The organism is uncultured Mucilaginibacter sp., assembly GCF_903893715.1.
In the GTDB taxonomy this organism is placed as follows: domain Bacteria; phylum Bacteroidota; class Bacteroidia; order Sphingobacteriales; family Sphingobacteriaceae; genus Mucilaginibacter.
The window spans coordinates 26,625-49,775 of the sequence record NZ_CAITNG010000038.1 but is presented as its reverse complement, the minus strand read 5'-3'; the positions used below and the strand labels follow the sequence as shown (position 1 = coordinate 49,775).

Below are 23,151 nucleotides of genomic sequence, written 5' to 3'. Positions count from 1 at the left end.
AGACAATTACATCATTACCGCATAACTTCGCGGGCACTAACAATCAAACACATGAAAAAAACAATCCTTTTATTGACCGTAGTATTGAGCAGCGCTTTTGCTTTCGCCCAAAACAACAAAGTAGCCTGCTGTTACCCAACTGCAACACAACGTTTTGCCATGCTGGCCTCCGACAAGAAATTTATCATGGCGCACCCCAACCCAAAGGTCTTCCATTTTCAAAGCAGTATAGGCAAAGCCATTACCTATACCACAGCCGATGGTAAAACCGCCAACGCTTATGAGCTGAAAGCAAAAACACCTACCAACAATTACCTTTTAGTAGTACACGAGTATTTTGGCCTCAACGATTATATCAAACAAATTTCAGAAAAGCTATATAACGACTTTGGTAATGTAAACGTTATCGCCCTCGACTTGTACGATGGCAAAGTAGCTACCACCCGAGAAGATGCCGGTAAATACATGGCAGCAGTTAAAGAAGACCGCGCTCAAGCTATCATAAAAGGCGCTATAGCTTATGCCGGTCCAAAAGCGCGTATTGCCACTATAGGCTGGTGTTTTGGCGGCGGCTGGAGCTTGCAAAGCACGTTGGATGCCGGCAAACAAGCCATCGGCTGTGTAATGTACTATGGCATGCCCGAGCAGGATGTAAACAAACTGAAAACTTTAAATACCGACGTATTGGGCCTGTTTGCTAATCAGGACCAATGGATAAACACCAAGGTAGTAAGCAAATTTGAAGAAGACATGAAAGCTGCGGGCAAAAAACTAACCGTTTACCAATACGATGCCAATCATGGTTTTTCTAATCCCAGCAACCCTGCCTACAACAGCGCCGCCACTACCGACGCTTATGCCCACACTGTTGAGTTTTTAAAACCAAGGTTTAAATAAGCCATATTTTACATGATGCCAAAATGCAACGGATTGCTTTAATCCTTCCCATTTTGGCATAACATGTCCTTTATAATGGTCAAATCATGCTTTGTTTCGGGGTCGTTTTCCTGCAGCTTTGGTCGTTAATTTTAAAACTGACGCTATAAACTATCTGACAATCATGTGGTTAAGTTATCTTTAATATACGGATAGAAAAATACCGCGATAAGCTTTTTTTTGCATAATTTCGGACATATATGTTTAAACTTTGAATGGAAAGTTTTAACCCGAATAATAGCGAGGATGAATTGATAAGGCTGCTGCTCAAACGGCAATCCGAATTAAACTCATTGCTCGAAGTAACCCGGGCTATCAATAAAAACACTTCTACACAGGTATTGATAGAGATGTTGGAGGTAATTCTGAAAAATTACCTCGCAGTGGGCACGCTCCGTTTCCTGATTGAAAAGTTTGGTAGCTATGCATGTGTCTCAAAATACGGCGGTACGTTCGAAACCAATAACGAACTGTACAAGGCATGCATGAAACTAAACAAGTTTAAATTGCCTACCCTCGTATCCGACCATAAAGACCCCTTACTGTCAAAATACGATTACTTTATCCCCATCTATCATAAAAGCAAACTGCTGGCATTTGCCCTGGTAGGCGACTTTAACACCACCGACGAAATGGTGGATAACGACCTGGCATTCATCAAAACACTGATGAACGTAATCGTGGTGGCGCTCGAAAACAAGAAACTCTTCCGCGAGCGCATCGAAGCCGAACGCTTTCAGCGCGAAATGGAGCTCGCGGTCGAAGTGCAAAACATGCTCATTCCGCAAAGGCTGCACATGGAAAAAGGCGTCGATATCGGCTCCCGCTACCTGCCCCATCAAAACATCGGCGGCGACTATTTCGACTTTATGCGCCTTAACGACAAAGAATACTTATGGTGCGTTGCCGATGTGTCGGGAAAAGGGATATCGGCAGCCTTGTTAATGGCCAATTTCCAGGCCAGTTTACGCGCCTGGGCCACGGTTGAAGACGACCTGACGGCGCTTATCGAACGCCTTAACCAAATAGTTTTACGCATTACCAAAGGCGAAAAATTCATCACCCTGTTTTTGGCCAAATACAACGAGGAAACGCGAAAGTTGACCTATATCAACGCCGGGCACAACCCGTCTCTGTTGTACCTTAACGGTACCGCCGTACCGCTGAACGTTGGTACCACCATGATCGGTGTTTTTGACGAACTGCCCTTTTTAAAACAAGGCGAATTAAAAATTGAGCCCGGTACGCTCATATTTAATTATACCGATGGCCTGTTGGATTATGAACCCGAGGATGCCAACGTGTGGAACGAAGAGGTGCTGATGGGCTTCCTGTTACAAAACGGCGACCTGCACCCAGATAAGTTCAACCAGAAGTTATTGAACGAAGCAGGGATCCTTGTGAAGTCGAAACCTATCGACGATATTACCATACTTACACTAAGGATATATTAACGCGTCATGCTTTCGGCCAGGTTTCAATATGACCATTTGGAATGCGGTTGCGACGAAGCCGGTCGCGGTTGTTTGGCCGGCCCGGTATTTGCCGCAGCTGTAATTTTGCCCGAAAAATTTGAACATCCGCTATTAAACGACTCCAAACAACTCTCGGAAACGGCCCGCTATCAACTACGCACCGAAATTGAACAATGCGCCGTGGCCTGGGCCGTAGAATCTGTGGACCATGCCGAAATCGACCGTATCAACATTTTAAACGCCTCTTTTTTGGCCATGCACCGTGCAATCGACCAGCTAAAAACAGTCCCTGGTTTTTTGATTATCGATGGCAACCGTTTTAACAAATACCAACAGGTGCCGCATCAATGTATAGTTGAAGGCGACGCCAAATATTTTAGTATAGCGGCAGCTTCCATACTGGCCAAAACCTATCGCGACGATTACATGAAAAAAATAGCCGAGGAGTGCCCGGGATACGATTGGTTGAACAATAAAGGCTATCCCACCAAAAAGCACCGCGAGGCTGTCTTAAAGCTCGGTTATTCACCTTATCACAGGCTCACCTTTAGGATAACCGACCCCCAACTGTCATTTTTTTGATGCATTGCTTTGAATAAGCAAAGGGTCTTGGTATTTTTGGGAAAACAGCAATCTTAATTTGTGAAGATATTAATACTGAGTAACCGCGTTCCTTTCCCTCAAAATGGTGGCTATCCTATCGTGGTGCGCAATACCATACTGGGCTTGGTGAACGAGGGCCACGAGGTATCTGTATTTACACTGAACAATAAAAAGCAGCTTACCGATATACAAACCAATGATGAGCTCATCAATCGGATACATTACCAAAGTTATGACATCGACATCAGTATTTCCGCTTGGGACATATTCATCAACCTCTTTCGAAAGAAAACGTACAGTATCGACCGTTTTTACGATATAGGGTTTGAACGGCTGCTAATTACCGAACTTAAGCAAAAAAAATACGACATCATCCAGTTCGAAGGTTTGTTTATGTCGTCGTATGTGGCTGCCATCCGTAAAAACAGTACGGCCAAGCTCATCTACAGGGCGCACAATATCGAGCATCTCATTTGGCAGCGCCTGTCCGAACAAAAAAACGACCCCTTCAAAAAAACATATCTCAGCCTGTTGGCCAAACGTATCAAAACGTTCGAACTGATGTACCTCGAAAGCTTCGACGCGATTGCCGCGCTTACCCAGCAGGACAAGCAGCAAATGCTCAAATTTAGCACCCAAATACCCATCCGTGTTTTGCCGGTTGGCATCGATATCAGCCGCTATAAACCCGATTATAACAAAACCGAATTTCCCAGCCTTTTCTTTTTGGGTGCGCTGGATTGGATGCCTAACCGCGAAGGGATGGAATGGTTTCTCGAGAATTTTTCGACCGAGCTGACGGAAGGCGACCTGCGCGTTAAATTTTATGTGGCCGGCCATAACATTCCTGATGATTTTGACGACTACCAGGTACTGGGCAAAATATTTATCCAGGGCGAGGTTGACGACGCTTTGGAATTTGTAAACAGCAAAGCCATTATGATTGTTCCGCTGCTATCGGGTGGGGGCATGCGCGTTAAAATCGTGGAAGCCATGGCCATGCAAAAATGCATCATCACCACCTCACTCGGTGCCGAAGGCTTGCGTTACCAACACGGTTATAATATCCTGATTGCTGATAACCGCAACGAATTTCATGATGCCATAAAACGCTGCATTGCCGATGAAGCCTTTTGCAAAGAAATAGGCGACAACGCACGTAAGCTGATAGAAACCGACCACGACATGAACGTGGTAACTGCCCAGTTCATCAAATTCTATAAAGAGCTCATCAAGGCTTAACGTTACCCGCATTTTTACTAATTTAGCACCATAATTTAACCATAATGAAGAATACGGCTTTAACTGATATACACATACAACTGGGCGCCAAAATGGTGCCGTTTGCGGGTTATAACATGCCTGTGCAATACGAAGGCATCAATGCCGAACACCAAACGGTGCGTAACGCGGTAGGTGTATTTGATGTGAGCCATATGGGCGAGTTTATTTTAAAAGGCGATAATGCCCTGGCCCTGATACAAAGAGTTACCAGTAACGACGCCTCAAAACTATATGATGGCAAAGTACAGTATTCATGCCTGCCTAACGAAGATGGCGGTATAGTTGACGACCTGTTGGTTTACCGTATCGACGAAAAAACATACATGTTGGTGGTCAACGCCTCGAACATCCAAAAAGATTGGGATTGGATATCAAAATATAACAACCTTGGCGTGGATATGAAAAACATATCCGATCAAACATCGCTTCTCGCCATACAGGGTCCCAAAGCCACCGAAGCTTTACAAAGCCTCACTAATATCGATTTGGGTTCGATGGAGTACTACACTTTCCAAAAGGGTGTTTTTGCCGGGATAGGTAATGTTATCGTATCGGCAACGGGTTATACCGGCGCAGGCGGTTTCGAGGTTTATTTTAATAACGAATACGCCGAAGAAATTTGGAAAGCCATTTTTAAAGTAGGCGCGCCTTTGGGCATTAAACCAATAGGCCTTGGCGCACGCGATACCCTCCGTTTGGAAATGGGTTTTTGCCTGTACGGTAACGATATTGACGATACCACATCGCCTTTAGAGGCCGGCTTGGGCTGGGTAACCAAATTCAATAAAGAGTTTACAAATTCTCCGGCATTACAGAAACAAAAAGAGGAAGGCGTTAGCCGTAAATTGGTGGGCATCGAAATGATCGACCGCGGTATCCCCCGCCATGGTTACCCGATAGTTGACGCCGACGGCAACGAGATTGGTGTGGTAACCTCGGGCACGCAATCGCCATCGCTGCAAAGGGCTATTGGCATGGGCTATGTAAAAACCGAATTTGCCAAGGAAGGCACCGAAATTTACATCAGCATACGCGATGCTAAAATTAAAGCCAAAGTAGCAAAACCTCCATTTTATAAATAAAAAAGAGTCATCCTGTCCGTTAGCTAACGGATCGGGATCCCATCATACATCCCGCTACATGCAAAGTGGGGTGCTGAAACAAGTTCAGCATGACAGAGAAAAAACGATTAGAAGTTTGCCTTACCCCGGCCTTATTGCCTTTATTCGATATCGAAGACAGCATTGTGGTCATCATCGATATATTCAGGGCTACCTCATCCATTTGCTACGGGATAGAAAATGGCGCCGAAGCAATTATCCCTGTATCACAGGTGGAAGAGTGCGCCGCTTACCGCGAAATGGGCTTAGGTTATTTATTGGCTGCCGAGCGCGACGGCAAAGTGGTTGATGGTTTCGATTTTGGCAACTCGCCATTTTCGTACACCAAACAAAAAGTTAATGGTAAAACCATTGTGCTCACCACTACCAATGGTACACACGCCCTGCATTTATCAACCGAAGCTAAACGTATCATTATCGGGTCTTTTTTAAACCTTACGGCTGTATGCAATTGGCTAAAAGCACAAAACCAAAATATACTACTGGTGTGCGCCGGTTGGAAAAACAACTTTAACCTCGAAGATACCCTGTTTGCCGGGGCAATAACTGAACGTTTAGCAAACTATACCCACACTGCAGACGACGCCGCCATAGCTGCAGCTGATTTGTACAGTTTAGCGAAAGACGACCTTAACGCTTACCTCAAAAAAACATCGCACAGCGAGCGCCTGAAACAATTGGGTATTGAAGCGGATATCGACTTCTGCCTGAATGTGGACGTTGCGACAGCGATACCTGTTTTGGATGGCAACAGGTTAGTCAGGCTGCGCCATTAATGGCCCATAATCACAAAAACGTAAACAAGGGCAAAAACTGTAAGCAACAGGTCTACTACGATTACGATACCAATCGCTTTGAAAAATGATTGTAATTTGTGCACGGCCCGCGCCATCAGTTCGGCATCTTTTACCATAATGGCAGCCAATGCACGGTTGGCAAACTGGTACAAAAACAGGTGGATAACAAAGCTCACCAAAGCCGCGGCAATATAAACGGCTGTAAAAATAACCACCGTACTCGATGTGTACGCGGCTAAAGCGGTAAAGGATGTTAGCGATGAACTTGCGCCAACGCAAAAGGCCGCGATGGCTATAAAAGCCGAAAACACAAAGCCGATTATAGCTATAAACCTGGCCCATCTGGCGGCCTTGCCCAAATCAAATACAGCAATTTGGGTTAAACGTATGCCGCCGTCATCAGTGGCATTTGTTTGTTTTTCGGTAAATTCGCTCATCTTTCAAAACTTTTTACGATAAGTTAAAAATATAAAAAATGAACAATAAAAGCTTGATTGGTCATGCTTTTGAAGGAATTATTTCAATTTTTCATTTTCCCGGTGCCTGTCTTTGTCCCTGATGTTTTTCTTTTCCATATTTTTCACTAACGCGTCTGTCAGGTCTATCCCGGTTTGGTTGGCCAGGCATATCAGCACAAAAAGCACATCGGCCATCTCGTCGGCAAGGTTTACTTCCTCGTCGCTTTTTTTAAACGATTGCTCGCCGTATTTTCGCGCCATTATCCGCGCAACCTCGCCAACCTCCTCCATTAAAATGGCGGTATTGGTTAGTTCGTTAAAATAACGTATGCCGGTGGTGTTTATCCAGTCGTCAACCAGTTGCTGGGCTTCTTCTATCGTCATTAAGCTCTCAGCTTAGCCATCTGATAACATTCAAAGGCTTTTTCTTTATTATATTCCAACGCGAGTGTTTTGTGATTAGCAAGGTCGACGATTGAGCCAATAAAGCAAAACCCCAATGTAAAAAAAAACAATAAGCCCATTCCTATTTGCCCTATCATAAACCTTTGAAAACCGTGAAGAAAGGTAGCAAAGCCGATAATACAATACATCAGCATATCTGATTCACTTTTGCGTTTACTCGAATAATACAATTGAAAAGCGGACATCTGACTCTCTGTTAAACCGGTGACAGCCTGTCGTAAAAAGGCTATCTCTTCGTAGGTAGCGCCCGGAAATGCGAAGTTTGGATTTTCGAACATAAGGTTAAGTTTTTTTAAAGATAGCGGTTTGCAAAAACAAAACAAACATGCGGTGAAATATTATGATAACAGCCGGCACACCCAGCCAATGCGCACGGAAAGATGGCAGCAATTTGCCGCGAAAAAGGTACGATATGGAATGCCCAAGGCCACAACCGGGGCACCAGCTAAACCCCATCAGTTTTAAAGGGCATAAAGTGTAATGCGGCTTGGTCGGGTCGCTAAAGGCAAGCGCAACCATGGCCGATACCCAGAATATCAGTTCAAAATTATCGCGCAAGAACTTTTTTAGCTCATACATTTTTATGCTTGTTCGCCAGCAGCAACGCTACCGCTAACGAAAATAGCAAACCCAACAGCAAAGCGCCAAATATTTGTCCCGAAAAATCGGTAATGCTCATCGCCGAAACATAGGAAATAAACAAGATGGCAAAGGCAACGGCTATCATACCACCTAAAATCAATATCTTAAAACTTTCGGACAGGCCTTCCAAAAAACTCATTTGCCCGCCCAATACTTCATTGCGGTAAGCGCGTACACCAAAATATAGTCCCAATAAAGGTATCAGTCCTGCGGTCAGTTCTATCGGGCTAAAATCTGTCGTTGGTTTAGTGCTAATGCCAAGCCTATACATTCCAAATATCCAAACTGCGCTAAGCACGCCAATTATGGCGCCGGAAATCAAAGTGGTTTTCATCATTATTCAGGTTGGTTTATAAATATAAATTTATATTTAATTGTTCAAAATCAACACTTTATTCAGCTGATTGACAATTATAATTTACAAGTAAATTATGCTGCCTTTTGTTTTCATTTTTTTGTTTGGCGCTAAAAAGCTTCGCCCGCTAAGCCCGCTTTCCGTATATTTGCAGCGATTTGAATATTCGAGATATACTGGAGCGATACAAAGCCGACGAACGCATACAAACGTTGGCAAAAGCGCTGAATGCTACTAAAAACCCGAGGGTACACCTACGGGGGCTTGTCGGATCGAGCGATGCGGCCATGGCGGTAGCTTTGTATTTTTTGAAGCACAGCCACATGCTGTTCGTACTGCCCGACAGGGAAGAGGCCAGCTATTTTCAGGCGGATTTGGAGAACATGCTCGACAAAGAAGTATTGGTATTCCCTTCCTCCTTCCGCAAACCTTTTGAGTTTACCCAGCCCGACAGCACCCATGTTTTGGCCCGCGCCGAAGTACTGAACGAATTGAACCATTCATCCGAATACGGCAAACTCATCGTTACTTACCCCGAAGCCATCGCCGAAAAGGTGATAGACCGCGCCTCGCTCGAAAAGAATACCCTCGAAATTGCCATAAACAACAAACTAAGCCTCGATTTTATCAACGAGTTTTTAATTGAGTACGATTTTGAACGCGTTGATTTTGTGTACGAACCCGGCCAGTTTTCCATTCGCGGTGGTATTGTTGATATTTTCTCCTTCTCGCACGATTTGCCCTACAGGGTTGAGTTTTTTGGCGACCTGGTGGAATCCATCCGCACCTTCGAAATTGAAAGCCAGCTATCCGTCGAGCAGGTAAAGACCATTACTATCGTGCCTAACGTACAGTCGAAGTTTTTAACCGAGAACAACATCTCCTTGTTAGAATATATCGACCCATCCACGCAGGTATGGATAAAAGATGTGCAGTTTACACTGGATATCATCCAAACCGGTTATAAAAAGGCCACGCAATTGTGGAAGGCTTTATCGGCAGAGGATAAAAACCAAAACCCCGACTGGATAGACCCCAAGTTTGCTTTTACCGATGAGAAGCTTATCGCCGACCAGCTCCATGATTTCCCGGTTATTGAATTTGGCAAACAGTTCTTCTACACCCCTACGGATAGCGTCCAGTTCGATATCAGGCCACAGCCATCCTTCAATAAGGATTTTAGCCTGCTCATCCATAACATCAAAAACAACGAGGCCGATAAAATAGAGAACTGCATTTTTACCGATAGTACCCGGCAAATGGAGCGCCTCTACGCTATTTTTGAGGATCTGGACAAATCAATCAAATTTACCCCGGTAAACGTTTCCATCCGCGAGGGCTTTGTGGACCTGCAGCAAAAAATCGCTTGCTATACCGACCACCAGATATTCGATCGTTACTACAAATACAAGCTCAAAAAGGGTTACCAGCGTTCGCAGGCCATTACCCTGAAAGAGCTGCGCGAGCTAAAACCCGGCGATTACATTACGCACATAGACCATGGTATAGGCAAATATGCCGGGTTGGAAAAAGTGGAGGTTGCGGGCAAAATGCAGGAGATGATACGCTTGCTTTACGCAGATAACGACTTGCTGTACGTCAACATCAACTCGCTCAACCGCATCTCAAAATACAGCGGCAAGGAGGGCACTATGCCCAAAATGAACAAACTTGGAACAGATGCCTGGGACAAGCTAAAAAAAAACACTAAAAAAAAAGTTAAAGACATAGCCCGCGACCTGATACAGCTTTACGCTGTACGCAAGGCCCAAAACGGCAATGCCTTTTCGCCCGATAGTTACCTGCAAACAGAGCTGGAGGCCTCATTTATTTATGAGGACACCCCCGACCAGGAAAAGGCCACCGTCGATTTTAAAAAAGACATGGAATCGCCGCACCCCATGGACCGCCTCATTTGCGGCGATGTAGGTTTTGGTAAAACAGAAATTGCCATACGAGCCGCTTTTAAGGCTGTTGCCGATAGCAAACAGGTGGCTATTTTGGTACCTACCACTATTTTGGCGGCCCAACACTATAAAACTTTTTCCGAGCGCCTAAAAGGCTTTCCTGCAAATATTGATTATGTGAACCGTTTTAAATCAACCGGTCAAATTAAGGAGACCTTGAGCAAACTGGCCGAAGGTAAGGTCGATATCATCATTGGTACGCACCGCCTGGTAAGCAAGGACGTAAAGTTTAAGGACCTTGGCCTGATGATCATCGACGAGGAACAGAAATTCGGGGTAACCACCAAAGAAAAATTAAAGGCCATGCGCGTAAATGTAGATACACTCACGCTTACCGCTACGCCTATACCACGTACGCTGCACTTCTCGCTCATGGGCGCACGCGATTTGTCCATCATATCCACACCACCGCCTAACCGCCAGCCCGTAGTAACCGAGCTGCATGTATTTAACGATAAGCTGATAAAAGAGGCCGTTGAATACGAGATTGAGCGCGGCGGGCAGATATTCTTTATTCATAACCGCGTTGCCGACTTACCTCAGTTAGGCGGTATGATACACAAACTGGTACCCAAAGCCCGTGTAGGTATTGCCCACGGCCAGTTGGAGGGCGACGACCTGGAAGACGTAATGCTCAAATTTGTGAGCGGCGAATATGATGTACTGGTAGCTACCACCATTATCGAGGCCGGTTTGGATATACCCAACGCCAATACCATCATCATTAACCACGCCCACATGTTTGGCCTGAGCGACCTGCACCAGATGCGCGGCCGCGTTGGCCGGAGCAACAAGAAGGCTTTTTGTTATTTGTTGAGCCCGCCGCTATCAACCTTGACACCCGAAGCGCGCAAACGCCTGAGCGCCATCGAAGAGTTTAGCGACCTGGGCAGCGGCTTCAACGTAGCCATGCGCGATCTCGACATCCGCGGAAGCGGTAACCTGTTGGGTGCCGAGCAAAGCGGTTTTATTGCTGAGATAGGTTTCGAAATGTACCATAAGATACTGGACGAGGCCATACAGGAACTAAAAGAAGACGAGTTTAAAGGTCTGTTTACCGACGAAAAACCACGGGCGTTCATCTCCTTCACCCAAATTGATACCGACCTGGAGATACTGATACCCGACGAATATGTAACCAGCATACAGGAACGTTACAACCTGTACACCGAACTAAGCAAACTGGAAAACGAAACCCAACTCGATGCCTTCGCGCACCAACTGCACGACCGGTTTGGCCCTGTGCCCCGCCAGGTAAACGACCTGCTCAATACCATGCGCCTGCAATGGCTGGGTAAAAGCATCGGCTTCGAAAAAATATCGCTTAAAAAGAATGTGTTGCGTGGCTACTTCATCGCTAACCAGCAAAGCGCCTATTTCGAAACCGACCAGTTTAAACAGGTACTCACCTTTTTACAGGCCAACCCGCGCCGCTGCAATTTAAAAGAGGTGAAAAATACCCTACGATTGAGCATTGAAAACGTGCAAGGCATTGATGAGGCTGTAGAGTTGTTGAGCGAGATTGCGGAGCCGGTTGGGGTGTAGGATTTTTGTGGGAATATTTTGTAAATTTGGATATGACAACATTAACGGTGGAAATAGACAAAGAGAAAGACCTCCCGGTTTTACAGGCCCTGTTAGATCGGTTAGATTTAAAATATCATGTTGAGAATGACAATTATAAATTGTCGGATGCCGAGCTTAAAGGTATCAATATGGGATTGGCTGATCTTGATGCAGGTCGGGTTCATACCATGACCGAAGTTAAAAGCCGTATCAGCGAAAAGATAAAAAACTTCCGTTCCAGCAATGGCTGAAAGGAAATTGTTATGGTCTGACAGAGCCTTAAATGACTATGAAAGCCTTGTTGACTATTTATTGGAGGAATGGGGCAAGGAAATAACTATTCGTATTGCAACGGAAATCGACGAAACTATAGAACGCATTCAAAACAATCCCGAACACTATCCTATGGTTTTAAAAGACAAGTCCATTCAGAGATGCGTTTTTTCGGCACAAACGTCTATTTATTTTCGGGTAACCAATGAGTTGGTTGAAATCGTTTCTCTTTTTGATAACAGACAAGACCCGTATAAATTAACACAATTATAAGCTACTTCACCCCCACAACCGGCCAACCCTCACTATCCCAACCCAATTTTTCTATCCTCAACTTCGACCGCCCCTTATCCGCCGCATCATAGGCATGAAAGATGATATAATCCACCCCGTCAAAGCTACAAACGGCATTATGGCCTACGCCGTACCAATCTTTGTCGCCGGCTAAAACCAAGGTGCCGCCGCCTTTGGCCAAGTCGGTGCCGTTACGGTCGGTATAGGGGCCGGTCAGTTTTTTGGAGCGGCCAACCATCATTTTATAGGTGCTTTGAGGCCCGCGGCAACAATAATCCCAACTGGTAAACAGGTAGTAATAGCCGTTCTTTTTAAAAATGAAAGGGCCTTCAATGGCGGCGTTACCAGCCACGCTATCGGGCAGGTTTGCTTTGCGCGGACGACTGGCTATGGTTAACCAGGGTTTGGGCTCTATAGGCTGTTTCAAGTCGGCGCTCAGCTTTACCAGTTTAATGCCGTCCCAAAAGGAGCCGAAAGTCAAGTAAGGCGCATCTTTTTCATCACGTATCAAATTCGGGTCGATGGCGTTGAACATATCCTGCCCCGGGAAGGATTGTATCACCAACCCTTGATCCACCCATTTAAAATCCGGCGAATCGGTATGCAGGGTTTTGTTGGTGGCTAAGCCGATAACGGATGTGTTCTTACCAAAAACCGACACCGCGTAAAACAGGTAGTAGGTGCCTTTATAGTACGATATATCAGGCGCCCAAAAATCGTTTGGGCGTGCTTTGGGGATGGCCTTTGACGCCCAATCGGGTGTTTGGGTAAAAACGGGTTTTTCCCGCGTCCAATCCGTCATATTTTTTGACGACCATACGGCGATACCCCTGCCGGTGCAAAAAATATAGTACATACTATCCTGTTTGAACATCACCGGGTCGTGTACGGAGATGCGGGGTTTTACGTTTTGTGCATGCGTCGACAATTTAGATAACAGAAGTAAAACAATCCAAATCAATCTTTTCATTGTACTGCTTGTCCTTTTACGTTTTTTTCTAAAAGTGCATAGGCGTTCCCTATCCCTATCAAAGCATCCTCATAGGCTATCTCACATTTTTTCTTATCAACCTGTAAAAAAGTCAATGGGCCTTTTGTACATGTAATTAGTTCGATTATGTATGGCCGATGTAACCTTGTTATCCTGATGTGTTCTACACTAAGTTTATTGCTTGCGCTGTTTTTCTCGTTGTCGATTTTATCTGTAAATGTTCCGGATTGTACATAAAGTTCAATTTTGGGGGTCGCATTTAAGCTTTCCGCGGACGTCCAAACTTGATAAGTTAAGCTGTCGTTGCGGGTTTTATGATAATGGACTTTTTTGAAATGAATGTCTTCTAACATTTCAATGCTCTTTAATTCCTTTTTCAAATTTGCGAGACTTGATTTGTACACAATTACCCCATGACTTAGATTTATCTTTCTAATTTCAGAACTAATTAATGAATCGAGTTTAAACGCTGTGGTAGCGGTTTGCGAATCCGCATTTAAATACAGTCCCAAAAAAAGCAAACATACCAACACATATTTTATCATTTCACCAATTGATAAATATCCTTCAAATTGCGGCCCAGCTCTTTGTAATCCAAACCATAACCTACCACAAACTTGTTCTCAATTTCAAAACCAACATATTGCAGTTCGGGTATATCATGTTCCATGGCCTCTGGTTTATACAGCAAGGCGCACACTTTGATGGATGCCGGGTTCAAGGCATTCAACTTGTCAACCATGTAGCGCAGGGTATTGCCGGTATCCACAATATCTTCTACCAAAACTACGTGGCGGCCTTGTATGTCAACGCTCAGGTCAAGGTCCTCGCGGATGCTGCGTGTGCTTTCCAAGCCACCCCTGTACGACGACAATTTCATAAAAGCAACCTCGCAGGGCAGGTTTACCTGTTTCAGCAGGTCGGCCGTAAACATGAAACAGCCGTTTAGAACGCCCACAAATATCGGTGTGCTATTTTGGTATTCTTTGCTGATGGTTTGGCCCAGCTCCGCAGTCCGTTGTTCGATATGCTCAAAAGGTATCATTTTCTCGAACTCCAAGTCGTGAATTTTAACTTTCATCAGGCTAAAATAGTTAAAATCGGGCAGCAATGTTCAAAAATCAGGATTGGGATATTTACTTATCTTTGCCCGCTTATGGATTACCAGGTTCACACTTTACAAAACGGCATCCGCCTGCTGTACAAGCCCGTAGCATCGACCATAGCGCATTGCTGCTTTGTGGTAAATGCCGGCGCACGCGACGAGGCGCACGGTAGAGACGGCCTGGCGCACTTCATCGAGCACCTGCTGTTTAAAGCCACTGTGCGCCGCAATACCAATCAGATACTGAACCATTTGGAATTGGTGGGTGCCGACCTGAATGCCTATACCACCAAAGAGTATACCTGCATACATGCTTCGTTCTTAAAACAACATTTGGAGCGGGCTATCGACCTTACGGAAGACATTGTTTTCCACTCCACCTTCCCCGAAGAGGAATTGGTGAAAGAAAAGGGTGTGATACTGGACGAAATAGCGTCCTACCTGGACCAGCCCGACGAAGCCATACAGGACGATTTTGAGGATATCCTGTTTAAAAACCATCCCCTTGGCCGCAATGTTTTGGGTACTGCCGAAAGCGTAAACCAATTGAACAGGAACGATATTCAGCAATTCATCGCTCAAAACTACAATACCCACCAAATGGTTTTTGCCGTTTTGGGCGAATACGATTTTAAGCAACTGGTTAAACTGACAGAGAAATATTTTGGTGCGGTTCCCGAAAATGCTTCATTGAAGAATCGTATCAAACCCGAAATTGGTTTGACGGAAACCCTGCGCTTTTCGAAACCTATATCGCAAACGCATGGCGTCATCGGCAGCCAGGCTTACGCTTTGAACAACCAAAAAAAGAATGGGCTACTATTGCTCAACAATATTTTGGGAGGCATGGGCATGAGTTCGCGCTTAAACCTCGAGATTCGCGAAAAATATGGCATCGCTTACTCCATCGAGTCTAACTATTCGGCGTTTTCTGATAGCGGCATCTTTTCCATTTATTTTGGTACTGATACCGAAAAAGCCGAACGCGCCATCAAGCTCATCCACAAAGAGCTCAAAAAACTGCGCGAGCAAAAATTGGGTACTTTACAATTGCAGCAGGCAAAACAAAAATTTATCGGCCAGATCGCTTTGGGCGAAGAGAACCGTATCAGCCTGATTATCGCCATGGCCAAAAGCCTAATCGATTTTGAACGGGTTGATAGCTTAGAAGAAATTTTCGCCAGGATAAACGCTGTTACTGCCGATGAGTTGATGGATATTGCCAACGAAATTTTTGACAACAGCCGTATGGCTACCTTGCTATTTGAGCCTAACGATTAGGTTTCAATAAAGTCAAGCTCAACCGGGAGCGATAGCTTTTCGGAAGCATTTAATACCTCAATACCTATTACAGAGCCGTCGGCAGCATAGTCAATTATCATCACGCCATTCTTGTCTTCATCGCTTTCATTTATTTTTTCGGCTTTGAATTGAATGTATAATGCATCCGTCTCCTTATCATATGTTACCTTCATAGTACTTGTTTATTTTTGATGTTTTGTATGCTGTTATAACTACGTTGGGCTCTTTAAAGTGATTAACAAATATCCTGATTAAATATTGCTTTCCATCATCTTCAATGATCGATTGATATATCCTTTTATCATTCAAATTAATTATCTGGCCGGGGCTGTCTAATATTTTTATAACTACATCTTCCGGTATACCTCTTAATACGATTTGTTCAAGTGCATGTTTAGAAATTATGTAAGACATTCATAAAAATATTAAAATTTTTATCAAAAATTAAATCTTGTATTTTTGCAGGAATGAAATTACCTATCATAGCATACGGCGACCCGGTTTTGAAACGTGTTGCTACCGATATTGAGCCGCACGAATATCCGAACTTAAAAACGCTTATAGCCGATATGTTCGAAACCATGTACGGCGCAAAAGGTGTTGGTTTGGCAGCGCCGCAAGTTGGCCTGTCGATGCGGTTGTTTGTAGTTGATGCCACACCCTTCAGCGACGACGAGCCTGAGCTGGACGGTTTTAAAAAGACCTTCATCAATGCCCGAATATTAGAAGAAAGCGGTGAGGAGTGGCCATTTAACGAAGGTTGCCTGAGCATACCCGAAATACGCGAGGACGTTTACCGCCCGGCCAATTTGGTGATTTCTTATTATGATGAGGATTGGAAACACCACCAGCAAAACTTTGGCGGATTGGCAGCACGTATCATCCAGCATGAGTACGACCATATTGAAGGTAAACTATTTACCGATAAATTGAGTCCGCTACGCAAGAGGCTGATTGAGAAAAAACTAAACGATATCTCCAAAGGGAATATATCGGTAGATTATAAAATGAAGTTTCCGGCAGCTAAAAAAGGCCGTTAATAATCAGAAGATACACCTCTGCTCTTATCACCCGCGGCAATTTCCTTGATCAGTGCACCCCAAGCAAATGGGTTCAGCAAAGGATTGGTGATGGAATGTGAGTTCACCAAATTGGTGTGCATATCATTGTAGTTGAGGATTGTTCTGTCACCTCCGTCAAGCGGTAATGTTTTCTCGAGGGACGATATTGATTTCCCGGTAAGGTTTTTACGCGCTATGGCCAAATCGTCATCGGCTATCTTCATCGACAAAAAGTCTTTGTTAAACTCATCGGTAGTGGCCCAGGGGAATACCCTAACCGCCGGCAAATGCGTAATCGAGGCACTTAACCTTACCTGTATGGTATAGCTTTTATCATTCACCTTAGCGGGGATGACAATAGTAGTCGAAGCGTAGCCTATCGAGGTAAATTTGATGGTATCCTGTTCGTGAGCTACAAAAGAGAAGTAGCCTTTGTAGTTGGCCAAATTTACCTGTTTATTGAACGAAAGGTTAGTGATGGTTACGTAAGGTACAATACCGCTGCTATCGGCGTTGATCACCACGCCCGAAAACTGCACCAGCGGACGCTCGGCTTTTTGCTGGGCAAAAACCGATGTGGCGGCTAACATACTTAATATGAACAGTAAACGCTTCATCACAAATTGGTTGCAATTAATGTACCCGCTATATCTATGCCAAAAACTAAATTGGTTGTTTAAACGGATATACAAAATAAACGATTTTTATATCAAATAGTTACACGTAACAACATTTTAACATTCTTTAACGCTTAGCGCAGGTTTGCGGGCAAAACCGCGTTCGGGTCGTCAATATCTGTCAGGTTCAAAGCTTCAACAGCGGTTATTTCGGGCACTGCCTTTTTAATGGCTTGCTCAATACCTGCTTTCAGCGTCATAATACTCATCGGGCACGAGCCACACGAGCCCAACAGCTGTAACTTCACCACGTTATCGGGTGTAATTTCGGCTATCGAAACATTGCCGCCATCCGTTTCCAAATAGGGGCGAATGGAATCCAATGCTGCTTCAACCCTTTCTAACAAACTCATATTCAAATATATTTGTACAAAGATACTAATTTATTAAACAAGCGCAGCTTGCGCGGCGTTGGCGTTCACAATGGCTACCTGCTGCGCCACCCGTTTTGCCAGGTCGATAAAGGCATGTGCCATCGGGTTGTTATCATCCATAATCATTGGTGCACCCGCATCACCCGAATCGGAGATGCTTTTTACCAATGGTATTTGCCCTAAAAAAGGCACATCCAATTCTGCGGCCAGTTTCTTACCACCACCTTCACCAAAAATATAATATTTGTTGTCTGGTAGTTCGGCCGGGGTAAAATATGACATGTTTTCGATGATGCCCAGCACGGGTACGTTAATGGCTTTCATCATAAACATGCCTACACCTTTGCGGGTATCGGCCAAAGCCACATTTTGCGGCGTAGTAACAATTAGCGCCCCGGCAATCGGGAAACTTTGGGTAATGGTGATGTGGATGTCACCGGTACCCGGCGGCAAATCAACCACCATATAATCCAGCTCGCCCCAATCGGCATCGGTAAACAACTGTTTCACCGCTGTCGACACCATTGGCCCGCGCCATGGTACCGGTTGATTAGGGTCGGTAAAAAAGCCTATCGACAATAATTTGATTCCGTATTTCTCCATCGGTTCGATACGGGTTTTGCCATCAACCTGCGTGCTATGCGGCCTTGCACCTTCCAAACCAAACATCATCGGTACCGAAGGGCCGTAAATATCTGCGTCTATCAAACCTACCTTGGCGCCTGTTTTGGCCAAACCGACGGCCAGATTTGCGGCAACGGTAGATTTACCGACACCACCCTTACCCGACGATACCGCGATAATGTTTTTGATACCCGGCATACTGTTGTTGGTCTGCGTGGTTACTTTCGATGTCATATTGATACTCACTACCGCCTCTTTATCTACAAAATATAAAATGGCGTTGCGACAGGCATTCTCTATCATGGCCTTTAAAGGGCAGGCAGGTGTAGTTAGTATTACCGAAAAGCTCACGTTCAGTCCATCAATTTTGATGTCTTCTATCATGTTCAAGGTAACCAGGTCTTTCTTCAAATCCGGCTCTTCAACATTGCTCAACGCGGCTAAAATTTGTTCTTTGGTAATTGTCATCAGTTTAAATCGTCAAATAAATATAAAACATGCAGCATCAACGTTTGTTAGGGTAATTATTATCGGCCACTAAACGGTTGTAAAGATAAGATTATTAGTTTTGTCAAAATTTAAGATGCAGCGTATTCCTCAAAAATATATCCGCACTGCCGGAAAAGTTTTACTCGTACTATTTGCACTCCTCTTTTTGGGCGGTATCATCGCCTGGTTTAAGCGCGAACAACTGTTGCATAATGCGATAGACAAAGCTACCGCAAAAGCCAAAAGGGATTATAATTTAGATGTAAAAATAGGTTCGGCCCACTTTAGCGGACTGAGCACGGTTTCCTTTTCGGAGATTACCATTGTACCCGAAAACCGCGACAGCCTGTTGCACATCAGCAATTTTGAAGTAGGCATTAAGATATTGCCTTTAATTTTTGGCGAAATCAAACTCTCATCGGTAAAGATCGAAAACGGGCTGCTTAACCTCAGCAGTATCAAAGGGGTACGAAACTTCGACTTCCTGTTTAAAAAGAATAAAGATACCACGCAAACCACAGGTACCGACCTTTCGGTGGTAGCCAATAATCTGGTTAAACAAGTGCTGTACAAAATCCCCGATGACCTGGACGTGAGAAACTTTAACATAAAGTATCATGACGATAGCACCAGCGTTAGTCTGCTCACCCACTACGCCCTCATCAAAAACAGCGACCTGAGTTCGGCAATCGTAGTGAACAATGGCGAGTCGACCCTGCATCTGATGGGTAAGATGCGCCCTTCAGATAAGTTTATCAACGTTAACCTTTATGCCGATAACCACAAAAAGGTAGAGCTGCCCTTTATCCAAAAAAAGTTTCATCTAAAGTTAAGTTTCGATACCCTGAGTACCGAGTTGAAGAAGGTTGATCGTAACAACGGCGAAACACAAATATACAGCACGTGGTCGGTAAGTAATTTGGTGGTCAACCATCCCCGGCTGGCATCAAACGATATCGTCGTCCCGTCCGGCTCAATGGATGCCAACATATTTGTTGGCCCGCAATATGTGTCGTTGGATAGTTCATCGGTTATACGGATCAAAGATGTATCACTTAACCCCTACATCAAATACACCCTAAAGCCGGCCAAGGTTTACGAGCTCAAGCTCGCTATGCCCATGACCGATGCGCAATCGGTTTTCAACTCCTTCCCGCAAGGCACGTTCGACGCGCTGGATGGCATAAAAGTATCAGGGAAACTCGCTTATAACATGAACCTGTACCTTGATAGCAGCAAACCCGATTCGCTCGATTTTAGCTCTAACTTAAAACAGGATAATTTCCACATCGTAAAATATGGCAAAACCGATTTAGGTAAGCTGAATGGTACATTTGTATACACGCCTTACGAAAAGGATAAGCCCATGCCTTCGCGCACCATCGGTCCGCAAAACCCAGATTATACCCCGCTGACCGATATTTCGCCGTACCTGCAGCATGCCGTAATGACTGCCGAAGACCCTTCGTTTTTTGTTCACCACGGCTTTGTGCCGCAATCCATCAAAAAATCCATCGCTATCGACTTTAAGGAGCATAAATTTAAGCGCGGCGGCAGCACCATCTCCATGCAATTGGTAAAGAACGCCTTTTTGAACCGTGAGAAAACCCTCACCCGCAAAATTGAGGAAACGCTCATTGTATGGATGATTGAGAACACACACATCATGGCCAAAAGCCGCATGCTCGAAGTCTACTTCAACATTATTGAGTGGGGAAACAACGTGTATGGTATTGGCGAAGCCGCGCGCTATTATTTCGACAAAACCCCTGCCGAACTCAATTTGGGCGAAAGCATTTACCTGGCCAGCATTGTGCCCAAACCGAAGGCGGGCTTATACTCATTCCAGCCCGACGGCAGTTTAAAGGATTATATAGCCAACTATTTTAACCTCATTGGCGGCCTGATGGCCGGCAAAGGCTATGCCGAACCCGATAGCAGTGGTTATGGCTTTTACAGTGTTCGTCTTAAATCAACTTTACGTCAAAAATTAGCCCTTACCGATTCGGCTACCATTAGTAACGCCTTGAAAGCCGATGAAAATGATGACAACGCCGATGCCATCATCCCCGTAGCCGTGCCCGAAAAGAAGCCCAACTTCTTCCAGCGTATTTTTGGCGGGGGCAAAAAAGACACCGTTGCCGCTGCACGCAAAACCGATACCGCCAGGTCAAAAAAAGAACTGCGGCAAGAGCGCAGGGCCGAGCGCAAGAAAGAAAATGAGGCTAAAAAGGCCCTGTCAGACAAAGGTCTGTTTTAGATGGCTGCCAGATGACAAATAATAATGTTTAAACATCTATTTTTGTCCATTATTCAAAGAACATCATGTCACTCATAGAAAAATTAAACTGGCGCTATGCCACCAAAAAATTTGATACGGCTAAAAAACTAAGCCCCGAGCAATTAGATACTTTATTGACCGCCATTCAACTGGCACCTTCATCGTTCGGTTTGCAATCGTACAAGGTATTGGTTGTTGAAGACCCTGCCATCCGTGCCCAACTGCGCGACGCTGCTTATGGCCAATCGCAACTCACCGACGCCTCACAAGTTATCATCTTCGCATCCGAAACCGTTATCGACTCGGCTTTGGTAAACAAATACGTAGACCGTATTGCCGAAGTACGCCACATGGAACGTGTGCACCTGGGTGCTTACGAAGATACCATGGTAGGTACCGTTAACCGTTTGGCCGAAGACCAAAAAATGACCTGGTCGAACAAGCAGGCTTATATCGCCCTTGGCGTATTGCTGACCGCCGCTGCCGATTTAGGTATTGATGCCTGCCCGATGGAAGGCTTTCAAGCCGGTAAATTCGACGAAATATTAGGCCTCAAAGCATTAGGCTTAACTACTACCGTTATCGCACCGGTTGGTTTCCGTGCCGAAGATGACACATATAGCCATTTAGCCAAAGTACGCAGGCCAAAAAGCGAATTGTTCATCCATATTTAAGATACATCATTCTCCGTAATAGAGCCTTTCGAGTAATCGGAGGGCTTTTTTTATTTGTTGGAATTATCGCTACAGGTTGACCAATCAATGACATCATACGGTGTCATTATTTTAGTGCCGTCGTACCTGATAAACAATTTGATCATCTTACCATCCGCGCCAATAATCTCAGTTTTATAAACATCAACAGGATCGTAAAGGATTATATAGCTATATTGATATTGGGTATGTTTAGTAACAACTAAATCCTGTTCAATTTGCGCCCATTCCGGCTTATTTTTATTTAGCCATTTCAATAGCGACTGTTTCAAAACGACCTCATCTTTCGCATTAAAAGCATATGGCTTCTTATTAATTAATGCAGTTATCGCACCGTTACAATACACTGGCGAGTACCCCTTTGCCATTAATGGTCTGATATCAACTTCTTCTGGAAGCATATTGTTCATCACCAATTTATTACCGCAACCTGTTAGTATTGCTATTGATAAAAGGGCAAAAAAATTGAATGTCTTTTTCATGCTTTCTCACTCCAAATCAGCCAATTCAATATTGTCCCAACTCTGCTTGCGGTAGTAATTGTACATTACCGTTATGCAAGCATCGCTACAAACCCAAACTACCTAAAGCTCCAAAGTTAATTTCAAATGCCCGCCCAACCCTTGTTGTATAATCTTCATCAGGGTAGATAAACGGATGTCTGACGAATTGTTCTCAATCCGCGAAATATAAGATTTATTTGTTCCGCACTTTTCAGCCAGTTCTTCCTGCGTCATCCCTAATTTTAGCCTGGCTTCTTCCAAAAGCACGCCTAAATGAAAGGTTTCAAACTCTTGTTCCCACTTTTCTCTTTTGGCAACGCCCCGTTTGCCATATTTCCCATCCAATATTTCGTCTAAACTGGTAATATCTTTGCTTTTATTTGGTTCCATCATAATATTCCTCCATTATCTTCAGGGCTTTTTCTATTTCCTGTTTCGGTGTTTTTTGTGTTTTCTTTTGAAATGCGTTTCCCAATACAACAAGGTTGCCTTTATCAAAAAAAGAAAATATCCTGTAAATGTTACTGCCTACTTCTACTCTTATCTCATACAAACCTTTAGTTCCCTCCATGTGCTTAAAATACTTTTCGGGTATTTGATAGGTTACACGGATCAGGTTCAATGTCCATTCTATTTTTGCCTGAACATTTTGTGGCTGTTGGGTGTAGAAATCTAAAAAATACCTCTTATAAGCAACTACCTGTCTTATGAGTTTCACTGTACAAAAATAATAATTAAAGTTAACTATTCAGACAACTTTTGAAACGATTCCCCTTTCAAATCTTTTATATAAAC

Annotated in this window: 29 protein-coding genes; 13 read left to right on the top strand and 16 right to left on the bottom strand. The window is 44.4% G+C overall.

Features of this window, described 5'->3' with window-relative positions:
- The first annotated feature begins 51 nt into the window (after positions 1–51).
- The 6 genes from QZX97_RS04975 (at position 52) to QZX97_RS04950 (ending at position 6,195) form a co-directional block, all read left to right on the top strand.
- Entirely contained in the window at positions 52–897 is an 846-nt protein-coding gene (locus QZX97_RS04975; RefSeq protein WP_295653329.1) for a dienelactone hydrolase family protein, read from the top strand.
- A gap of 254 nt (positions 898–1,151) precedes the next feature.
- Positions 1,152–2,390: a PP2C family protein-serine/threonine phosphatase gene (locus tag QZX97_RS04970; protein WP_295653327.1), complete on the top strand. Its 1,239-nt coding sequence runs from the start codon at positions 1,152–1,154 to the stop codon at positions 2,388–2,390.
- A gap of 6 nt (positions 2,391–2,396) precedes the next feature.
- Positions 2,397–2,993 carry a ribonuclease HII gene (locus tag QZX97_RS04965; protein WP_295653325.1) on the top strand — a complete coding sequence of 199 codons (597 nt, stop codon included), beginning with the start codon at positions 2,397–2,399 and terminating at the stop codon, positions 2,991–2,993.
- Positions 2,994–3,053: 60 nt separating this feature from the next.
- Complete coding sequence (locus tag QZX97_RS04960; protein ID WP_295664296.1) at positions 3,054–4,256, top strand: glycosyltransferase family 4 protein; 1,203 nt, start codon at positions 3,054–3,056, stop codon at positions 4,254–4,256.
- Positions 4,257–4,300: 44 nt separating this feature from the next.
- Positions 4,301–5,380, top strand: a complete 1,080-nt coding sequence (gcvT, locus tag QZX97_RS04955; RefSeq protein WP_295653320.1) for a glycine cleavage system aminomethyltransferase GcvT — start codon at positions 4,301–4,303, stop codon at positions 5,378–5,380.
- Positions 5,381–5,469: 89 nt separating this feature from the next.
- Positions 5,470–6,195: a 2-phosphosulfolactate phosphatase gene (locus tag QZX97_RS04950; RefSeq protein ID WP_295653319.1), complete on the top strand. Its 726-nt coding sequence runs from the start codon at positions 5,470–5,472 to the stop codon at positions 6,193–6,195.
- Here QZX97_RS04950 and QZX97_RS04945 read toward each other — a convergent pair.
- The 5 genes from QZX97_RS04945 to QZX97_RS04925 all read right to left on the bottom strand — a co-directional run bounded on the left by QZX97_RS04945 (position 6,192) and on the right by QZX97_RS04925 (position 8,118).
- Positions 6,192–6,653: a DUF5362 family protein gene (locus tag QZX97_RS04945; RefSeq protein ID WP_295653317.1), complete on the bottom strand. Its 462-nt coding sequence runs from the start codon at positions 6,651–6,653 to the stop codon at positions 6,192–6,194. The two genes, QZX97_RS04950 and QZX97_RS04945, sit on opposite strands and share 4 nt — an antisense overlap.
- A 78-nt stretch (positions 6,654–6,731) precedes the next feature.
- Positions 6,732–7,058 (bottom strand): nucleotide pyrophosphohydrolase, encoded by a 327-nt coding sequence (locus QZX97_RS04940; protein ID WP_295653316.1) that lies wholly within the window; start codon positions 7,056–7,058, stop codon positions 6,732–6,734.
- The gene (locus QZX97_RS04935) at positions 7,058–7,417 is read right to left on the bottom strand and encodes an NINE protein (protein ID WP_295653314.1); all 360 of its coding nucleotides are present in this window, start codon (positions 7,415–7,417) and stop codon (positions 7,058–7,060) included. The genes QZX97_RS04940 and QZX97_RS04935 overlap by 1 nt, the downstream gene beginning before the upstream one ends.
- 4 nt (positions 7,418–7,421) lie before the next feature.
- The gene (locus QZX97_RS04930) at positions 7,422–7,718 is read right to left on the bottom strand and encodes a DUF2752 domain-containing protein (protein ID WP_295653313.1); all 297 of its coding nucleotides are present in this window, start codon (positions 7,716–7,718) and stop codon (positions 7,422–7,424) included.
- A complete protein-coding gene (locus tag QZX97_RS04925; protein WP_295653311.1) occupies positions 7,711–8,118 on the bottom strand; it encodes a DUF4199 domain-containing protein in 408 nt (135 codons plus the stop codon). Before QZX97_RS04925 ends, QZX97_RS04930 begins: the two co-directional genes overlap by 8 nt.
- 176 nt (positions 8,119–8,294) lie before the next feature.
- Between QZX97_RS04925 and mfd the strand changes: the two genes are divergently transcribed.
- From mfd to QZX97_RS04910, 3 genes are read left to right on the top strand one after another with little or no spacing between them, the layout of a single operon-like run.
- Positions 8,295–11,648: a transcription-repair coupling factor gene (mfd, locus tag QZX97_RS04920; protein ID WP_295653308.1), complete on the top strand. Its 3,354-nt coding sequence runs from the start codon at positions 8,295–8,297 to the stop codon at positions 11,646–11,648.
- A gap of 32 nt (positions 11,649–11,680) precedes the next feature.
- Positions 11,681–11,920 carry a hypothetical protein gene (locus QZX97_RS04915; RefSeq protein ID WP_295653306.1) on the top strand — a complete coding sequence of 80 codons (240 nt, stop codon included), beginning with the start codon at positions 11,681–11,683 and terminating at the stop codon, positions 11,918–11,920.
- Positions 11,913–12,215: a type II toxin-antitoxin system RelE/ParE family toxin gene (locus QZX97_RS04910; RefSeq protein ID WP_295653303.1), complete on the top strand. Its 303-nt coding sequence runs from the start codon at positions 11,913–11,915 to the stop codon at positions 12,213–12,215. The genes QZX97_RS04915 and QZX97_RS04910 overlap by 8 nt, the downstream gene beginning before the upstream one ends.
- Before the next feature lies 1 nt (position 12,216).
- On the opposite strand, the gene QZX97_RS04905 is transcribed toward QZX97_RS04910, so the two are convergent.
- The 3 genes from QZX97_RS04905 to hpt are packed head-to-tail and all read right to left on the bottom strand — an operon-like array spanning position 12,217 to position 14,308.
- On the bottom strand, positions 12,217–13,206 hold the full coding sequence (locus QZX97_RS04905) for an arabinan endo-1,5-alpha-L-arabinosidase (RefSeq protein WP_295653302.1): 990 nt from the start codon (positions 13,204–13,206) through the stop codon (positions 12,217–12,219).
- Entirely contained in the window at positions 13,203–13,772 is a 570-nt protein-coding gene (locus QZX97_RS04900; RefSeq protein ID WP_295653300.1) for a hypothetical protein, read from the bottom strand. The genes QZX97_RS04905 and QZX97_RS04900 overlap by 4 nt, the downstream gene beginning before the upstream one ends.
- Positions 13,769–14,308, bottom strand: a complete 540-nt coding sequence (hpt, locus tag QZX97_RS04895; protein ID WP_295653297.1) for a hypoxanthine phosphoribosyltransferase — start codon at positions 14,306–14,308, stop codon at positions 13,769–13,771. Before hpt ends, QZX97_RS04900 begins: the two co-directional genes overlap by 4 nt.
- A gap of 75 nt (positions 14,309–14,383) precedes the next feature.
- On the opposite strand from hpt, the gene QZX97_RS04890 reads away from it, so the two are divergent.
- Entirely contained in the window at positions 14,384–15,613 is a 1,230-nt protein-coding gene (locus QZX97_RS04890) for a pitrilysin family protein (protein WP_295653294.1), read from the top strand.
- On the opposite strand, the gene QZX97_RS04885 is transcribed toward QZX97_RS04890, so the two are convergent.
- Positions 15,610–15,807 carry a DUF2283 domain-containing protein gene (locus QZX97_RS04885; protein WP_295653292.1) on the bottom strand — a complete coding sequence of 66 codons (198 nt, stop codon included), beginning with the start codon at positions 15,805–15,807 and terminating at the stop codon, positions 15,610–15,612. The two genes, QZX97_RS04890 and QZX97_RS04885, sit on opposite strands and share 4 nt — an antisense overlap.
- Positions 15,791–16,048: a DUF4258 domain-containing protein gene (locus QZX97_RS19060; protein ID WP_363151942.1), complete on the bottom strand. Its 258-nt coding sequence runs from the start codon at positions 16,046–16,048 to the stop codon at positions 15,791–15,793. Before QZX97_RS19060 ends, QZX97_RS04885 begins: the two co-directional genes overlap by 17 nt.
- Before the next feature lie 53 nt (positions 16,049–16,101).
- On the opposite strand from QZX97_RS19060, the gene def reads away from it, so the two are divergent.
- Complete coding sequence (gene def / locus QZX97_RS04880) at positions 16,102–16,674, top strand: peptide deformylase (RefSeq protein ID WP_295653289.1); 573 nt, start codon at positions 16,102–16,104, stop codon at positions 16,672–16,674.
- On the opposite strand, the gene QZX97_RS04875 is transcribed toward def, so the two are convergent.
- From QZX97_RS04875 to QZX97_RS04865, 3 genes are all read right to left on the bottom strand, one after another.
- Positions 16,671–17,312, bottom strand: coding sequence for a hypothetical protein (locus QZX97_RS04875; protein ID WP_295653286.1), 642 nt, complete (start codon positions 17,310–17,312; stop codon positions 16,671–16,673). The genes def and QZX97_RS04875 overlap by 4 nt on opposite strands.
- A 134-nt stretch (positions 17,313–17,446) precedes the next feature.
- The gene (locus QZX97_RS04870) at positions 17,447–17,725 is read right to left on the bottom strand and encodes a NifU family protein (RefSeq protein ID WP_295653283.1); all 279 of its coding nucleotides are present in this window, start codon (positions 17,723–17,725) and stop codon (positions 17,447–17,449) included.
- Between the two features lie 33 nt (positions 17,726–17,758).
- On the bottom strand, positions 17,759–18,838 hold the full coding sequence (locus QZX97_RS04865) for an Mrp/NBP35 family ATP-binding protein (protein ID WP_295653281.1): 1,080 nt from the start codon (positions 18,836–18,838) through the stop codon (positions 17,759–17,761).
- A 115-nt stretch (positions 18,839–18,953) separates the two neighbouring features.
- On the opposite strand from QZX97_RS04865, the gene QZX97_RS04860 reads away from it, so the two are divergent.
- Complete coding sequence (locus tag QZX97_RS04860) at positions 18,954–21,119, top strand: biosynthetic peptidoglycan transglycosylase (RefSeq protein WP_295653278.1); 2,166 nt, start codon at positions 18,954–18,956, stop codon at positions 21,117–21,119.
- Between the two features lie 65 nt (positions 21,120–21,184).
- Positions 21,185–21,814: an NAD(P)H-dependent oxidoreductase gene (locus QZX97_RS04855; protein WP_295653275.1), complete on the top strand. Its 630-nt coding sequence runs from the start codon at positions 21,185–21,187 to the stop codon at positions 21,812–21,814.
- Positions 21,815–21,864: 50 nt separating this feature from the next.
- Here the strand turns inward: QZX97_RS04855 and QZX97_RS04850 are convergent, their stop codons facing one another.
- The 3 genes from QZX97_RS04850 to QZX97_RS04840 all read right to left on the bottom strand — a co-directional run bounded on the left by QZX97_RS04850 (position 21,865) and on the right by QZX97_RS04840 (position 23,074).
- Positions 21,865–22,335 carry a hypothetical protein gene (locus QZX97_RS04850; protein WP_295653272.1) on the bottom strand — a complete coding sequence of 157 codons (471 nt, stop codon included), beginning with the start codon at positions 22,333–22,335 and terminating at the stop codon, positions 21,865–21,867.
- Positions 22,336–22,437: 102 nt separating this feature from the next.
- Positions 22,438–22,749 carry a helix-turn-helix transcriptional regulator gene (locus QZX97_RS04845; RefSeq protein ID WP_295664293.1) on the bottom strand — a complete coding sequence of 104 codons (312 nt, stop codon included), beginning with the start codon at positions 22,747–22,749 and terminating at the stop codon, positions 22,438–22,440.
- Positions 22,733–23,074 carry a type II toxin-antitoxin system RelE/ParE family toxin gene (locus tag QZX97_RS04840; protein WP_295653267.1) on the bottom strand — a complete coding sequence of 114 codons (342 nt, stop codon included), beginning with the start codon at positions 23,072–23,074 and terminating at the stop codon, positions 22,733–22,735. The genes QZX97_RS04845 and QZX97_RS04840 overlap by 17 nt, the downstream gene beginning before the upstream one ends.
- Positions 23,075–23,151: the final 77 nt, after the last annotated feature.

Coding starts and splice junctions, on each gene's coding strand:
- QZX97_RS04975 (WP_295653329.1), top strand. CDS start 52: ATGAAAAAAACAATCCTTTTATTGACCGTAGTATTGAGCAGCGCTTTT.
- QZX97_RS04970 (WP_295653327.1), top strand. CDS start 1,152: ATGGAAAGTTTTAACCCGAATAATAGCGAGGATGAATTGATAAGGCTG.
- QZX97_RS04965 (WP_295653325.1), top strand. CDS start 2,397: ATGCTTTCGGCCAGGTTTCAATATGACCATTTGGAATGCGGTTGCGAC.
- gcvT (WP_295653320.1), top strand. CDS start 4,301: ATGAAGAATACGGCTTTAACTGATATACACATACAACTGGGCGCCAAA.
- QZX97_RS04950 (WP_295653319.1), top strand. CDS start 5,470: ATGACAGAGAAAAAACGATTAGAAGTTTGCCTTACCCCGGCCTTATTG.
- QZX97_RS04945 (WP_295653317.1), bottom strand. CDS start 6,653: ATGAGCGAATTTACCGAAAAACAAACAAATGCCACTGATGACGGCGGC.
- QZX97_RS04940 (WP_295653316.1), bottom strand. CDS start 7,058: ATGACGATAGAAGAAGCCCAGCAACTGGTTGACGACTGGATAAACACC.
- QZX97_RS04935 (WP_295653314.1), bottom strand. CDS start 7,417: ATGTTCGAAAATCCAAACTTCGCATTTCCGGGCGCTACCTACGAAGAG.
- QZX97_RS04930 (WP_295653313.1), bottom strand. CDS start 7,718: ATGTATGAGCTAAAAAAGTTCTTGCGCGATAATTTTGAACTGATATTC.
- QZX97_RS04925 (WP_295653311.1), bottom strand. CDS start 8,118: ATGATGAAAACCACTTTGATTTCCGGCGCCATAATTGGCGTGCTTAGC.
- QZX97_RS04915 (WP_295653306.1), top strand. CDS start 11,681: ATGACAACATTAACGGTGGAAATAGACAAAGAGAAAGACCTCCCGGTT.
- QZX97_RS04910 (WP_295653303.1), top strand. CDS start 11,913: ATGGCTGAAAGGAAATTGTTATGGTCTGACAGAGCCTTAAATGACTAT.
- QZX97_RS04905 (WP_295653302.1), bottom strand. CDS start 13,206: ATGAAAAGATTGATTTGGATTGTTTTACTTCTGTTATCTAAATTGTCG.
- QZX97_RS04900 (WP_295653300.1), bottom strand. CDS start 13,772: ATGATAAAATATGTGTTGGTATGTTTGCTTTTTTTGGGACTGTATTTA.
- hpt (WP_295653297.1), bottom strand. CDS start 14,308: ATGAAAGTTAAAATTCACGACTTGGAGTTCGAGAAAATGATACCTTTT.
- QZX97_RS04890 (WP_295653294.1), top strand. CDS start 14,384: ATGGATTACCAGGTTCACACTTTACAAAACGGCATCCGCCTGCTGTAC.
- QZX97_RS04885 (WP_295653292.1), bottom strand. CDS start 15,807: ATGAAGGTAACATATGATAAGGAGACGGATGCATTATACATTCAATTC.
- QZX97_RS19060 (WP_363151942.1), bottom strand. CDS start 16,048: ATGTCTTACATAATTTCTAAACATGCACTTGAACAAATCGTATTAAGA.
- def (WP_295653289.1), top strand. CDS start 16,102: ATGAAATTACCTATCATAGCATACGGCGACCCGGTTTTGAAACGTGTT.
- QZX97_RS04875 (WP_295653286.1), bottom strand. CDS start 17,312: ATGAAGCGTTTACTGTTCATATTAAGTATGTTAGCCGCCACATCGGTT.
- QZX97_RS04870 (WP_295653283.1), bottom strand. CDS start 17,725: ATGAGTTTGTTAGAAAGGGTTGAAGCAGCATTGGATTCCATTCGCCCC.
- QZX97_RS04865 (WP_295653281.1), bottom strand. CDS start 18,838: ATGACAATTACCAAAGAACAAATTTTAGCCGCGTTGAGCAATGTTGAA.
- QZX97_RS04860 (WP_295653278.1), top strand. CDS start 18,954: ATGCAGCGTATTCCTCAAAAATATATCCGCACTGCCGGAAAAGTTTTA.
- QZX97_RS04855 (WP_295653275.1), top strand. CDS start 21,185: ATGTCACTCATAGAAAAATTAAACTGGCGCTATGCCACCAAAAAATTT.
- QZX97_RS04850 (WP_295653272.1), bottom strand. CDS start 22,335: ATGAAAAAGACATTCAATTTTTTTGCCCTTTTATCAATAGCAATACTA.
- QZX97_RS04845 (WP_295664293.1), bottom strand. CDS start 22,749: ATGATGGAACCAAATAAAAGCAAAGATATTACCAGTTTAGACGAAATA.